Annotated in this window: 15 protein-coding genes; 10 read left to right on the top strand and 5 right to left on the bottom strand. The window is 36.1% G+C overall.

Annotated features, from left to right (window positions below; genetic code table 11):
* Positions 1 to 84: 84 nt before the first annotated feature.
* Together B5473_RS07765 and B5473_RS07760 are read right to left on the bottom strand one after the other, a co-directional pair.
* A complete protein-coding gene (locus B5473_RS07765; protein ID WP_254865271.1) occupies positions 85 to 684 on the bottom strand; it encodes a GGDEF domain-containing protein in 600 nt (199 codons plus the stop codon).
* Positions 685 to 792: 108 nt separating this feature from the next.
* Positions 793 to 1266: a DUF2062 domain-containing protein gene (locus B5473_RS07760; protein ID WP_079524354.1), complete on the bottom strand. Its 474-nt coding sequence runs from the start codon at positions 1264 to 1266 to the stop codon at positions 793 to 795.
* Between the two features lie 259 nt (positions 1267 to 1525).
* On the opposite strand from B5473_RS07760, the gene B5473_RS07755 reads away from it, so the two are divergent.
* The 3 genes from B5473_RS07755 (at position 1526) to B5473_RS07745 (ending at position 4858) form a co-directional block, all read left to right on the top strand.
* Entirely contained in the window at positions 1526 to 1783 is a 258-nt protein-coding gene (locus B5473_RS07755) for a UDP-glucose 6-dehydrogenase (protein WP_079524353.1), read from the top strand.
* A 307-nt stretch (positions 1784 to 2090) separates the two neighbouring features.
* Complete coding sequence (locus B5473_RS07750) at positions 2091 to 3611, top strand: AbgT family transporter (protein WP_079524352.1); 1521 nt, start codon at positions 2091 to 2093, stop codon at positions 3609 to 3611.
* A gap of 68 nt (positions 3612 to 3679) precedes the next feature.
* Positions 3680 to 4858, top strand: coding sequence for an amidohydrolase (locus B5473_RS07745; RefSeq protein WP_079524351.1), 1179 nt, complete (start codon positions 3680 to 3682; stop codon positions 4856 to 4858).
* Positions 4859 to 5077: 219 nt separating this feature from the next.
* Here the strand turns inward: B5473_RS07745 and B5473_RS07740 are convergent, their stop codons facing one another.
* The gene (locus B5473_RS07740; RefSeq protein WP_079524350.1) at positions 5078 to 5557 is read right to left on the bottom strand and encodes a hypothetical protein; all 480 of its coding nucleotides are present in this window, start codon (positions 5555 to 5557) and stop codon (positions 5078 to 5080) included.
* 198 nt (positions 5558 to 5755) lie between these two features.
* Between B5473_RS07740 and B5473_RS07735 the strand changes: the two genes are divergently transcribed.
* Both B5473_RS07735 and B5473_RS07725 read left to right on the top strand, forming a co-directional pair.
* Positions 5756 to 5944 carry a hypothetical protein gene (locus B5473_RS07735; RefSeq protein WP_079524349.1) on the top strand — a complete coding sequence of 63 codons (189 nt, stop codon included), beginning with the start codon at positions 5756 to 5758 and terminating at the stop codon, positions 5942 to 5944.
* Positions 5945 to 6652: 708 nt separating this feature from the next.
* Entirely contained in the window at positions 6653 to 7801 is a 1149-nt protein-coding gene (locus B5473_RS07725; protein ID WP_217699915.1) for an asparaginase, read from the top strand.
* Positions 7802 to 8931: 1130 nt separating this feature from the next.
* Here B5473_RS07725 and B5473_RS07715 read toward each other — a convergent pair.
* Both B5473_RS07715 and B5473_RS07710 read right to left on the bottom strand, forming a co-directional pair.
* Positions 8932 to 9117 carry a multidrug transporter gene (locus B5473_RS07715; RefSeq protein ID WP_079524347.1) on the bottom strand — a complete coding sequence of 62 codons (186 nt, stop codon included), beginning with the start codon at positions 9115 to 9117 and terminating at the stop codon, positions 8932 to 8934.
* Between the two features lie 128 nt (positions 9118 to 9245).
* Positions 9246 to 9608 carry a DUF2294 domain-containing protein gene (locus tag B5473_RS07710; RefSeq protein WP_079524519.1) on the bottom strand — a complete coding sequence of 121 codons (363 nt, stop codon included), beginning with the start codon at positions 9606 to 9608 and terminating at the stop codon, positions 9246 to 9248.
* A gap of 686 nt (positions 9609 to 10294) precedes the next feature.
* Between B5473_RS07710 and B5473_RS07705 the strand changes: the two genes are divergently transcribed.
* From B5473_RS07705 to B5473_RS07685, 5 genes are all read left to right on the top strand, one after another.
* Positions 10295 to 10762, top strand: a complete 468-nt coding sequence (locus B5473_RS07705) for a hypothetical protein (RefSeq protein ID WP_079524346.1) — start codon at positions 10295 to 10297, stop codon at positions 10760 to 10762.
* 126 nt (positions 10763 to 10888) lie between these two features.
* Complete coding sequence (locus B5473_RS07700) at positions 10889 to 12352, top strand: phospholipase D family protein (protein ID WP_079524345.1); 1464 nt, start codon at positions 10889 to 10891, stop codon at positions 12350 to 12352.
* A 157-nt stretch (positions 12353 to 12509) separates the two neighbouring features.
* Positions 12510 to 12752, top strand: a complete 243-nt coding sequence (locus B5473_RS07695; protein WP_079524344.1) for a hypothetical protein — start codon at positions 12510 to 12512, stop codon at positions 12750 to 12752.
* A gap of 191 nt (positions 12753 to 12943) precedes the next feature.
* The gene (locus B5473_RS07690) at positions 12944 to 14125 is read left to right on the top strand and encodes a YhgE/Pip domain-containing protein (protein WP_079524343.1); all 1182 of its coding nucleotides are present in this window, start codon (positions 12944 to 12946) and stop codon (positions 14123 to 14125) included.
* Positions 14126 to 14207: 82 nt separating this feature from the next.
* Positions 14208 to 14747, top strand: a complete 540-nt coding sequence (locus B5473_RS07685) for a PadR family transcriptional regulator (RefSeq protein ID WP_079524342.1) — start codon at positions 14208 to 14210, stop codon at positions 14745 to 14747.
* Positions 14748 to 14785: the final 38 nt, after the last annotated feature.

Below are 14785 nucleotides of genomic sequence, written 5' to 3'. Positions count from 1 at the left end.
TGTACGATAAAAAAGCGCCCCCCTGAAATATTCAGGCGGGCGCAAGATTCGTTTATATATGACGCAACGTGCAATTTAGCAACGTCACTTGTCCTTCTTATCCCTATACATATAAGCATCCGCCTCTTGCACAAGCTTCTGAAAACTCTTTCCGTGCTTAGGGTAGATTGCATATCCGACAGAAGCCTCGACATTTTCCAGTGTGATGGCTAGCTGGAGTTCTTTGACATAGGCATCGGCTGTGTTTTCTTTCATATTGTCTACTAGAACGACGAATTCATCGCCGCCCCATCTTCCAACTAAATCGTGTTTCGTAACAAACGTATTCAATGCTGCGGCAACTTGTATGAGGAGTTCGTCGCCTTTATGGTGACCGTAATTATCGTTTACTTCTTTAAATTTATTTAAATCGAGCATGATGATCCCTAATGATTGTTTCTTTATATCGCTTATCTTTGCAGCCTTGTGAAAGTATTCTTCTACTGTCCGTCGGTTATAGGTACCGGTTAGGGGATCTCTTTCTGACAGGTATTTGACCTTATCAAATTGCTTGCCGGCCACCCAGGCAATCCCCAGGAAAATAGCCGTCAAAATAAAAAATGTCCAATTAAAAGGCAATGCTAAATACTGATGATAATAGAAATAACGAATTATATTAAATAAGAGAACGATTCCTGTTGCCAATATTCTTCCCCTATAGGGCATTTTATCACCTTGCTTATCTAATTATTGTAAAAGATAATTTTATAATATTCCCGGAATTCTGCCAAGTGAGTGGTGAGGATTTCCAACTCAACGAATTTTGTTTAAAATCCTCACCCTGTACGACTTAAACATAATATATACAATGATGTATATGGGAATCGAGGAAATCACTATATTGCACATGGCCCCTGTTAAAAAGGTGAATCCGCTCGAATGGGAATTCACAATGCCTGTATACGTATGTTCAATCGCATCTATGTATTCTACTTCATCAAATTCATCGACTTTTATATTTCGGTCGAGTAGTAAGCTCCCGACTTTATAATTTAAAAAGAAAAGCAGCGGCCAAATAAATGTGCCCAGGACACCGCCGATAAGTGCGGAAACGGTATTCGCCTTCAGGAGTCTTGCCATACCAACGGCAAGAACGGGGCCGAGTCCGAATGTTGGGAGCCAGCTTGGGATAAAGCCAATTGTTACCCCTGATGCAACTTGATGTGGACCAGACTTAAGCCGAAATAGCCGGATTAAATTATATTTAATGACGCGTGTTATTTTCATAGATGTAAATCCTCTCCAAGTACTTCGTCATAACTGTAATACAGTCTTTATAGATATATTATACCGGATTTACCGGAATTGAATTTCATTTTTCTGAATAATTGTATTAATAAAGATTTTTTTGACTGATTAGTGATTCATTTTACAAAAAACGGGGTAATGGATAGAAGCCATATAAATAAAGCGTGTTAAAAACGGGCTGAAGCAAGCTAATCAAAGGGTGACATCGCGATACTAAACAGAAAAGGGGACATGGACTATGCTACAACTATTTTTTAACGACGATCATTTAATTTCAATTACGGGGGATCAGGATATTTTATCGAAAGTGCCTGAAAACTATAAGCATTACGATTTAATCAAAATCAGAAGTGAATTGGTTACTACAGAACATTTAGTGGAGGCATTCGAATTTGCTTTACGCAAAAAGGATACAGGGGCAGTACATGCAGCGGCCTACTACGCTAAATTGAAAAATATGTACGTTCAGAAAAAGCGTGCACTTACTAATAACTAACTTTATAGTGTGAGCTTATTTAAAGGATATTCGCTTCGTCATAGGAGCATCACCATAAATAACGAAATGGAAAGCATGGGAACATGGCACAACAGATGTGCCATGGTATCGCCAGGCTTTTTTTGTGTGTAAATTTATTTTGAGAAAATACAACCCCCCTAGGAAAAAGCTTATCACCCAAATTAATCCTAAAATATACAAAATTACTATATAAATATAAAGAAAAATCTAAAAATTTGCATAACTTATTGCTATCTACTTTATATTTTGTTATTGTATAAAACATTAACTTCTAGGGGGACACATTATGGAGAGTAAAGTTGGTAAGAAAAAATTGGTTGATAGGTTTCTAGACGGAATCGAACGAGCGGGGAATAAGCTTCCCGATCCGGTTACATTATTCGTCATTTTAGCGTTCTTTGTACTTGCGCTATCATTTGTTTTATCAAAACTTGGGGTTTCTGCTGTTAAGCCAGGAACTGAAGAAACGATTGAAGTTATCAATCTATTGAACCGTGAAGGACTTATTCAAATTGTTACAAACATGGTTAGTAACTTTACTGGATTTGCGCCACTTGGTATCGTGGTCGTGACAATGATCGGTATTGGGGTAGCTGAAAACAGTGGCTTAATATCGGCATTAATGAAAAAGACAGTTTTAAGTGCTCCTAAAAAAATCATCTTGCCTGTTATTTTACTGACAGGTCTTGTCGGGAATGTTGCCGCAGACGCAGCCTTCATTATATTACCTCCAATTGCCGCAATGATTTTCATGAGTGTTGGACGAAATCCGCTAGTTGGGTTAATCGCTACTTATGCAGCAATTGCCGGTGGATTCAGTGCAAACCTTATCATTTCGTCTTTAGACGTATTATTACTGGGCATCACACAAACATCAGCCCAATTGGTTGATCCTACATATACTGGACTTGCAACGATGAACTACTACTTCCTGATTGTTTCGACATTTGTTTTAGTTGTTGTCGCAACTTGGGTAACAGGTAAATTCGTAGAACCTCGCTTTGGTAAGTACAGCGGGAAAATTGAAGTCGCTGAACCACTTACAGCTCTAGAAAACAAGGGGCTTCGCTGGGCAGGGGTTGTTACATTAGCATACATCATTGTAATGGCGATTTTAGTAGTACCGGAATCAGGGCTACTGCGTAATCCGGAAGATAACGGCTTTTTAAACTCACCGTTTATGACGGGTATCGTACCGATTATGCTGTTCTTCTTCTTACTACCGGGCTTAACTTACGGTATCGTTACGAAAAAAGTAAAATCGGACCGTGATGTAGCAGAACAAATGTTTAAATCAATCGGTGACCTTTCTTCATTCATCGTATTGGCATTCGTAGCATCACAAATGATTGCCTACTTCGGATGGAGTAACATTGGACCGATCTTAGCAATTAAAGGCGCAGAGTTTTTACAAAATATGAACTTTACCGGCGCACCAATGTTTATCGGCTTCATTATCATTTGTGCATTCATCAACTTACTGATCGCAAGTGCATCGGCTAAATGGGCATTACTTGCTCCAATCTTTGTACCGATGTTCATGTACTTAAACTATTCACCGGCTGTAACACAAATGGCGTACCGTGTAGGGGATTCGATTACAAACCCGATTACACCGATGCTTGCATACTTTGCGATTTTACTAGCATTTGCTCGACGCTACGATAAAAATATCGGAATTGGTACATTAATTTCAGCGTTACTGCCTTACTCAGTATTCTTCGCGATTATGTGGATTGTTTTATTCGCAATCTGGTTCTTACTTGGACTGCCACTAGGACCTGGCGACGGCATTTACTTGAAATAATATTCAGAGATACAGGGAATAACCGTTTATTCAAACAACAGACAACTTAGAAATTGGGGATGTAAAACATGGCGAATATATTTGACATACTAGAACAGCACTATGATGAAATGGTAGCGATTCGTCGTTACTTGCACCAAAATCCGGAGCTTTCACATGAAGAGGTGGAAACACCGAAATATATTGCAGAGTACCATCGTGCGCTTGGACATGAAGTACGTGAAGGTGTAGGGGGACGCGGGGTAGTTGCTACATTACGCGGTGGAAAACCTGGTAAAACGGTTGCGCTACGTGCGGATTTCGATGCACTGGCGATTCAAGAGCAAAATGATGTTTCTTATAAATCGAAGGTAGATGGCAGAATGCATGCATGTGGTCATGACGGGCATACGGCGTCACTGCTTGTATTGGCAAAAGCACTGAACAAAATCCAGGATGAGATTCAAGGAAATGTTGTATTCATCCACCAATTTGGTGAAGAAATTGCGCCGGGTGGAGCGACTGCAATGATTGAAGATGGCTGCCTGGACGGGGTGGATGTTATTTTCGGTCAGCATTTATGGGCACCGGTAGAGCAGGGGAAAATCGCTGTTTGCGAAGGGCCGTTAATGGCTGCAGCAGATGCCTTCTACATTACGATTAAAGGGAAGGGCGGACACGGAGCTAAACCACAGGAAACGAAAGACTCGATTTACATCGGTTCACAGTTTGTTGTGAATGCCCAGCAAATTTTAGGTCGTCGTATTAGTCCAGTGAAACCGGCAGTTGTTTCGGTTTGTCACTTTGAAGCATTAAACCCATTCAACGTTATTGCCGATTCGGTAAAAATTAAAGGAACGGTTCGTGTATTTGACGAAGGAACGCGTGACCAAATTGAGCGTGAGCTGGAAGATGTCCTGAAGGCGGCATGCTTAGTGATGAAGGCTGATTACGATTATGATTATGTGCGCGGCTATTCGGCTGTTATTAATGATCGCGAGACGACGAGATTCTTCATCGAACAGGCTAAAGAAACGCCGGGTGTTGAAGAAGTAGTCATTTGTGAACCGGAAATGGGCGGGGAAGACTTTGCCTATTATTTAGAAAAAGTACCGGGAACATTCTACTTCACAGGTGCACGCGATCCTGAGAAAGAAGAAGCGTACCCGCACCACCATCCAAAGTTCGATATTGATGAGCGTGCACTTTTAGTTGCTGCAAACACACTTGCAAAGGCGACGTTGGAGTATTTAAAGAAACATTCTTAATAGTAGGAAGACGTAACGCGAAAACCGGTTTAATTGGTTTTCGCGTTTTTAAATGATATATAAGAAGCCCTAAAAGAAAAGGATTACGAAAATGCAGAAAAGTATTAAATCAACTAATTGAAGATACTCAAAAGGGTATTGAAGACTAGAATAAAAGATGCCAGCAGAGCATCTTTTTTATTTGATCATTATTCTGAGTATTCAACAATAAGGTTCGGATTATTGATTAACAGATCCTTTTGCTATTGTTTCTAAAAGCTCAAATAAACCATTATCATTCGAGAATTTATAATACTTATGATCGCTATCATTGTCTTCTTCATAGGAAAATATTAATACTTTTTGAGTTGAATCAAGTTCTAACTCATAACGCTTATTTAATGTAATATTGATAAAATAATTTCCATCCACATATGATTCTGAACTAGATAATATTTCAAACTTAGAATTTTTAAAAGCTTCTAGAATTGCTTTTTTATCATCCTCTATCAACTTAAGTTTTACAAAAATCTCTTCTGTCTCACGATCCAATTTATAACCGTCAACATTAACGTATTCTGACTCAAAGTCTATATCATTAAAAACTTCATCGCTGGCTAATGTATTGCTGTTAAAAACAAAGAAAGCCACGAATAGGGCAACTATAAACAAAATGAATATACTTGCTATCATTTTTTTACTCTTACCTTTAGCATTCATAAGCAACCTCCAATTTCCTTTATATATAAATTATATACTTAATTTTACTAAATAGTGTAAAATAGGAATGCTTGAACAAGCCCCTACCCAGTAAACGAGTAGAATAACCAAAATTATGAAAATGATACATAAATTTAATATAAAAGTTGCTTTCAATCATTTATACTAAAAATATAGTCATTATGAGAGGTGAATTTAGTGATTAATAAAGATAATAAAACATCCGACTTAGATGAACACCTAAAGAATAATTCTGAAACTAGCAGTAATGAAGATAAAGAAATGCTTGAAAACATTAAGGTTACAATAGAGAAGAATAAAGAAGTAATAGAGCAAAACCGTAAAATTCTTGACTCAAAGAAACAAAAAGAAGCCACTGAAGAATGATTTCAGTGGTTTTTTGTTTTATCTTATTGCTCTCAAATACCTTTTAAATGCCAAAGGGAAAGTAGTAAATTAGCTAACCTATAAGGATGAAGAAAATTTTTGTATCAATTAGAGAACGAGTGACTATTGTTATGCAGATAAAAACTTAACAGGGGAGTATGTTCCAATTTTAAATGGTTTCATACATTCGTTTATGCTAATTGGAACATTGATATTTAGTATTGGCTTAATAAAATTAATTAAAATAATAAAAGCTAAAATGTTTAATATATACAAGGAGAAGAATCACGCTTTTTATGAAAAGAGGTTCCAATCCATATTTATTTGCTCATATATTTTTAGGTATGTACAAACGCATATAAAGATAATCATCCTCCATGTCGTCTAACGTCTAATATATTTATTAGGCGCTTTTTTTTGCGTAAAAATTACTCACAAGAGGTGTTTAGTACTTACGAAAATTATCAAAAAATTACTCGTGGCAAAATATAAAAAGAAAAATATTATGTTAGATTTCCTTACATTATTTCAAGAAAATGATTGACTTGGAAAAAAATATAATTTATATTTGTCCTTAAGAAAGGAGAGTTTACAATTTTATTATAAAAATTCATTAGAAAATTTAAATAATTAACGATTTTTGGGTTTTTATAATAAAATCATATTTTTCTATGTCAGATAATCTAACGTAAAACGGAGGCTGGTCAAATGGAAAAAGGTCAAAAACGTATGAATCAATTGTTAGCACCAATTTTAGCTGCATTATTAATTATTTCAATGTTTACCCCCTCAACATTTGCACGTGCAGAAGAATTAGTCGAGAAAAAACCAGTAGTAACAGTTATTGCAACAGGCGGGACAATTGGCTCGTTAGGTACATCTCGAGTGAGTTATTTAAGTTACGGCCAATCTCGTATTGCCGTTGAAGATATGGTTAAATATATTTCTCCGGAAGTTTCACAATATGCAGACGTAAAAACAATTCAATTTGGAAACAAAGGATCAGGCTCCTACTCAATCGATGAATTCCGTGAATTATCATTATTAATTGATGAAACTTTAAAAACTTCTGATGGTGTTGTTGTAACGACAGGTACAGACACAATGGAAGAGTTTGCTTATTGGTTCGATTTAACAGTACAAAACCAAAAACCAGTTGTTTTAACAGGGGCGATGCGTCCTTGGGGGAATGCAAATGGCGATGTAACAATTGGTGGCGATGGACCAATCAACTTATTAAATGCGATTAAATTAGCAGCTAGTCAAAACACATATTGCTACGGCACAGTATTAATGTTAAATGATGAAATTCATGCAGCACGTGAAGTTACAAAGACAAACACATACCGTACAGATACATTCCAAAGCGGTGAATATGGTATTTTAGGTTATATTGACGGTGACAACATTAACGTAGAACGTGCTCCAGCTCGTGTTAAAGCATGTAATACTGAAGCGTGGGCAACACCTTTTGACTTAGCAGAAGTAAAAGATAAAGAATTACCACGTGTTGAAATCGCATATACGTACCAAATGGCTGGTGGGGAAGTAATTGAAGCATTTGCAAATGCAGGTGTTAAAGGAATCGTAACAGCTGGTACAGGTGCAGGTGGAACTTCTTCTTTACAATCTACAGCACGTAAAGCTGCGGCAGAAAAAGGAATCGTTTTTGCTTCTACAAGCCGTGTAGGTTCGGGTGAAGTGTACGGTGGATCAGGTAATATTATTGCTGCAGGGGACTTACTAGCACAAAAAGCACGTTTATTGCTTTTATTGGGCTTAACATTCTCTGATGATACACAGCAAATTCGTACATGGTTTGAAACTATTGGTAACCGAAATTTTACAACGAAATAACATTAGAAAAGCTATATTAAAAGTTAGATGACTCCGATAAGTTGGTGGAGTCATCTTTTTTAGTGGTTAAAAGCTAAGGGGGAGCAATTCTGTGCCGATTCTCATGCATCCGTATTTTACTGTAAAAAAGTAGAATCAAATTAGTCTCATCAAATTAGATGACTTTGGTAATATTCCCCTAGAAAATATTTGTTATACTGTTTTTGGAAGGAGTGCTAAACTTTGATATTCGTAGTATTAATAAGTTTATGCGTAATATTTTGTACCAATCTTGTAAAAATAATAAAAGAAGAGCAATCCACTTCTATTAATACATTTTGGCTAACGGCATCTTTTACGCTAATTGTTTGTAGTATTGCTTTAATTTCTATGATTGAATGATAAATTAGAATGTTTTATACGAAGGTGTGAAATTATGGATTTACCAAGACTTTCTCAAATACATTTTCCCAAATTAATAGTACACTCGCTGTTATTAATTATCATTTTGACAATAATGTCGATCATTACACAAGGCTTGATTAAGTGGATATTTCATCTGAATTTCTCTCAAGTAAATGGACCTGCCAGTACCTTAGTTTTGATTTGGATGTTCTTTGCTGTTCAAAATAAAAAATATCAGAAAGACGCTTAGGTTAAAAAGGGGGGAAGGTCATTTTTACAAATAAATATATACGGGCTCTTGTATTTCCGAGTCTTTTGTTTATAAGTAGGACTATATTAGATATGTATAATGGTAACGGGATTCAGTGGGGGGATAATCTTTTTATCTTTCTATTTACATTAGTTTTCTACAACTTAATTTTATTTTTGATTAAACGGTTTAAAGAAACACCTCCTTCAAAATAATTATTCCAAATCAAAGGTGGGGGAAAAAACGGTAAAAGTTGAATATGGTCCTATAATTGAATAAAGCACTTTCCTTATTCAAGAAAAGCGCACGGTTGTTGAAGACATTTTTAAGATATTGGTTTAACAGTATCTTGGTTCTCGCTATCGTTTCAACTTTAACATTGTAGAACGTTGTATGTAAGATTGTTTAAATCAAATCAATAACTATTTAGTCACCAATATAAAACGCGATCTTCTTAGTGAAGAATCGCGCCTGATTGTTGAGGAAGAAAGAAAACTCATTCTGTTACTTTTTTTAAATCGTCAGCCAATTTAAGGGATAGAATTTCACGATTTTTCTCTATTATTTCCTTATTTTTAGCTATCGTTTCCTTTATATTTAGATGGATTTCATTATCGAAAACTTCAATATGGTTTTTTAGTTTTGTATCTAAGTGAGGTACTGATGTCTTACTCTTATCCATATCAATTTAAACCTCCTTTTTCCGCTATTATAATTAGGGGTATAATCTTTCCCTTGAAGACTATTAATTCACTACTACGTTAACTTCTTCAAACGATTCTATAGAAATGACTACATTCAATGGTTACATCATAATTTACTTTGCAAATCCTCTGAAAGCTTAAAGACCATAATGCGTTCCCCAGTTATTGTGCTCAAATCACTATAAAAACTCACCACTTCCAGACCTGTTATGGTTAGAATTGCTTCTTTTATTTCTTCTACACCCGATTCCACCAAGCTATTTCGCATTTTTTTGACTGATAATAGGCCCTCTTTATCTTGGCATACTGCATATTCAGCAGGTGTTAAGACCCCGCCTAACACAACAACCACCATATCCCGCAAGATATCTGATTTAACCGATACGGAACCGCGCCCTAGATAACTTTTCTCCCAATTCGTTAACACTTTACTGATTTCGGCTTCAAGAGCACCTTTTGTTTTATCCATCATGACTTCCATCCCTTCCTATTTCACAATTAATCGTTAAACATTTATTTAATGGTTTGTGTGACCTTTAGTTTCTCCCATATGGCATATATATAAATATTATTTCTCTGCACCATTTCTAACAAGTCTATAGCTTTCATTTCTAAAAATAAAAAAACCGACAATCCAAAAATAATGGTTTCAAATATCAAACCATTTACTTTTAAAATTGTCGGTTTACTTTTAACTAACCTAATCTAGGTTTTTTAAAATGTCTACCTATTATTTAAAATTATTATTCTAATTCCTTTTTGAATGGATAATCAATGTCCAAAATATTGACTACCAAACTAAGGATAAAACTCTATTTATAATATATAAAAATATTAATACTTAGTTATTTCTCTGTCAAGTTTAAGATAATTGAATTTATATTGAATATTTAGCTTCAGCACTAGCTTCTTCGTATAGCGAAAACAGCTTTTGGGGAAAAGCATCAGTGATTGTTTTAATTGGGTTTCCTGTGGGGTATCTCTTATGTTCGGAATGCCTGATTTTTAAAAATTAGACATTTAAAATGATAAGAGAATTAAAGTTCCCAAACATGCACTACAACTAAAGTGAGGGTGGGCTATGTTTCAATGTATATCGGGCTCAACTATTTTCTCTTCAGACAGTGTGATACTTTTAATAGTGAGGTGATTAGAATGAAAAAATTAAAACTTGTGATTGCAGGGATTATGGGAATTTACATTATTACGTTTATGTATCAGCAGCATCGAACGATTCTCGAATACCGACAGATTCCATACTATTCTTTAGAACTATTGGCTTCTCCAATTGCAGAAGTAATCGAATTTCATGAGAATGCTGACAATTATGAAGTGGATGAACGAAAAGAAATGCTTGGGAACATAAATGTTATGTTTACTACAATTTTTAATAAAACAGGTGTAGGGCTTTCATCTGAACAAAAAATCCATGATCAGTATTTCTATAAATACAATGAAGCAAGAATAGACTTTGCTATTAGTTTTGATAAATATATGGAAGCAACAACTAGTGAACAAAGGGAACAGGCATATAGAAAACTAAAGAGTGAATACAGCGACTATCAAACATTTCTTCAACTAGCAGAGGATGATTTAATGTTATCTGATCCTACTCTTGAATAAATTTCCATTATTTTGTAATCAGACTTGATAATTACCTGAAATTTCCAGCCTCCCCACACAAGCAAGCGCTGTTTAAATTTGCTTGTGCGCGGGAACTTGAAGTACAAGAGTATTGGGGGAATTTCAATGAAAAAAGTTCAGAAGAAATGGGACAGCTGGAGTCGCAGAAAAAAGGTTATAAGCGTTCTTATACTTCTTTTGATTTTGCTATATATAGGGGTAATGTTATGGCATACATATAAACCGTTGCCGAAAGGTATTTCCTATGAAGGGGAATTACATAAAACAGACAATATTGAAATGATCACGGATTTAACTTATGCGCAAGACCAAGATGGAACGGATCGAAAACATGATAATCATATATTTGATGAAGTTTATACATTGATTGATGAAGCCGAACAGTTTGTCGTGATGGATTTCTTTTTGATGGATGGGTATTTCGATGAAAAAGAAGATTTCCCGAAAATCGCGGATAGCCTCTCTGACAAGCTTGCCGAGAAAAAGAAAAACAATCCCGATATGCCGGTTATTTTTATCACCGATCCGCTAAATAAGGGCTATGGCTCTTATGAAACGCCGTGGTTCAAGAAGATGCGTGAAGCCGGGGTAGAAATTGTTTATACGGATTTAGAACCACTAAGGGATTCCACGCCGATCTATTCGGGCTTATATCGATTATTTTTTCAATGGTTCGACCACGAAGATAAAGGATGGATTGGCAATGCCATGTCGAGCAAAGCGCCAAAAATGACCGCATCTTCCTATTTGGAACTGCTCAATGTAAAAGCCAATCACCGCAAAGCAGCCGTTTCGGAAAAGGAAGCGATTATCACATCGTCAAACCCACATGATGCAAGTGGCTTCCATGGAAATCTTGCTTTGAAAGTAACGGGGCCAGTCATAAACGATATTCTGGAGGCAGAAGAAGCGGTGTCGCTCATGTCGGACGGTCCAAAATTGCCGAGGGCGGAGATTCCCCAGCAAGATGACGGTCAGTATGCTGTACAATATTTGACCGAGAAGAAAGTTTTGGACGCCTTGCTTGAAGATCTGGAGGAGACAAAAGAAGGAGATAAAATTTGGGTTGGCATGTTCTTTATTGCCCAGCGCGGCATTGTGAACGCTTTAACAGATGCAGTAAACCGTGGTGTGGAAGTGAATATGATACTAGATCCAAACGAAAACTCATTTGGCCAGGAAAAGTCCGGTCTGCCGAATCGGCCGGTTGTGAACGAGCTGCTTGAGGATACAAATGAACAAATTAACATTCGTTGGTACAATACCGTAGTTGGCCAATACCATACAAAAGCCATTTGGATTCAAACAGCGGAACAAACAATCATTTCAAGCGGTTCTTCCAACTATACGGAACGAACATTGGATAATTACAATTTAGAGAATAATGTACGAATCCTCGCTCCAAATGATAGCGCGCTCGTATTGGATATGGAACGATATTTTGAACGACTTTGGAAAAATGAAGATGCGCTCTACACTGTGGATGTAGAGGAATATCAGGATACCATGTCCTGGTGGCAGCGCTGGATTTACTCGGCTCAAAAAGCAGTTAAGGTAACTACTTATTAACGGAAAAAAGGAGATGCTTCCTATTTTGAATGAAGCATTTCCTTTTTCTATTTCGGAAATATTTCATACACTAATCAGGGCGAGTATCCAACCCAAACGTTCCTCCTAAGCATAAATTGGTTAAATGTCTAATTTCAAAAGGAGTGTACCTTGCCTGATGCAAAATATGGAACAAATGCCTCACTATGGCCAAAATCCTAGAGGTATTCAAAATTGTATATACCGTTTCACGTATATGTGGCTAAGAAATAATGATAATTTTTGGTTTTACCTAACAGCTGTCGGAGAATCCAGAGTTTATGGTTTTAGATTTTTCGGTGGAAGATGGAATCAATATTCAATTGCTTTAAATGATATTGTTAACTACCACTGTTCTCCTCCAACTCCAACTTTATATTAAAGACCTGCTCATGACATTAAAAACCGCCTTCATATATTTGAAAGGCGGTTTAATCATGACAAATTATAATTTTTAGTTCAAAGTAAAAACACTTTGTTTACTTTCCTGAAATAATGGGTTATTATAGTTAAAGTTAAGTACTTTAATTAGAGTACATTAAATTGAGTAGGAATTGAGAAGGGAAGTAAAGAATGAAATTTAAACAGTTTACACGTTTACAAGGTTTTGGTGCTTCGGTCTTTATGGGTATTTTCTATGCGGTCGCAATGCTATTAATCTTCTTACTAGGTTACACGGCATTACCCGGCAATATGGATGAACTGAAAATTGCACTTGTAAATGATGACAAAGGTGAAGCAGGAACTCAAATTGCAGATCAGCTAGCAGAAAGTTTACCATTTGAAATCACAACTAATATTTCAAATGAAAAAGCACTAGATAAATTAGGGGACAACAAATATGCGTTAGTCATTCACATCCCGGAAAGCTTTTCTGAGAATGCACAATCCGGTAAGCCAGCTCAAATCGATTTCACAGTGAATGAAGCAAGTGCCACAATGGTATCATCTTCAATGAAGTCAGTCGTAACAGAAATTAATGACCAATTAAGTGCAAGCTTTTCCACACAAACTGCTAAAGGCGTTCTTCTTAACATGAATGTACCTGAAGAGCAGGCAGATGCAATTGCAGCACAAATTGACCAGGCTTATGTAGGTAACTATGTTATCATGAACGATATACCAGATGGAATGCACAACAACATGTTACCGATGTTCTTAACAATGGCTTGTTATGTAGGGGCTATGATTGCAGCGATGCAGTTAGTACAAGCCTTCAATCAAAGCAAAGGAAAAGCATCAAGAGCGAAACTTTTCGGTTATGTACAATTATCAGCACTTATCATTGCCATTGTTTCATCTATTTTCGCAGTAGGTATTGCATTCTTAATTGCAGACTTAGATATAGATGCTATTTTCAAAATTTACGGCCAGCAAGTATTGCTATACATGGTTGCCTTTAACTTCTGTGCAATCTTCACATTCTTAATTGGTGAAGCAGGGATGATTTTAAATATTCCGGTATTACTGTCACAAACAATTGCCAATGGAGCAACAATGCCACGTGATATGATGTACAGCTATTTCGATATCGTAAGCTATATCACACCAATGTATCATTCAGTGCAATCTTACTTTGCAGTAATGTTCGGTTCAACGGAGCAAGCACCATTCCTATGGGGCTTAGTGTTAGTAGGTGTAGTTGCAGTACTGATTAATGCATTAATCGTTACATTTATACACAAAAAAGTTCCTGTAGAAAAATCTGTAGATGTACCTAAAAATGTATCGGTAAATGTAGCACATCAATCTTAAAAGTATAGAAATAAAAGCTTCAATCATCGTAAGAGGTTGAAGCTTTATTATTTGTTCAGTACAGTAAAATAGGAGGTGCCTCATGTCGATTCAAATATATATTTTAAGTAAGTTAACAGAAGGGGAAAATTATCCTTATAAGTTGAAAAAGAAATTATCGGAGCCAATTCCGTTCGATAAAATGGGCAATTTAACAGAAAGTAAACTTTATTACCATTTTGAATCCCTAACAAAGCAAGGACTTGTCGAACCACGTGAGATCATTAAAGAAGATCATCGTCCAGACAAGCAAGTTTTTGCGATTACTGACAAGGGTCGTGAACAACTGCCGAACAAGATTTATGAACTATTTGAAAAGGCGAAAAATATTTCAGAAATGCTTGTAGGCATCATGTTTTTACAACATGTGGAAAATGCTCGCGTCATCCCTATTTTAGAGAAAAAACTTGAAGTGTTAAAAGAGAAACAAGAACAATTTCAGGTAATTTACAACCAAATCCAAATAGACGATTCAATGAGAGATCAAGTTGATTTTGTCCATTCTTATTATTCAAATAACATTGCGAATGAATTACACTGGTTAGAAAAGCTTATCAGCAAAATGAAGGACATTAAAGAATAACTGGATTTATATATTTTTATCTAATACTCGTAGCCTAA

It is taken from the genome of Solibacillus isronensis, from assembly GCF_900168685.1.
In the GTDB taxonomy this organism is placed as follows: domain Bacteria; phylum Bacillota; class Bacilli; order Bacillales_A; family Planococcaceae; genus Solibacillus; species Solibacillus isronensis_A.
This window is presented reverse-complemented; position numbering and strand designations above follow the sequence as displayed.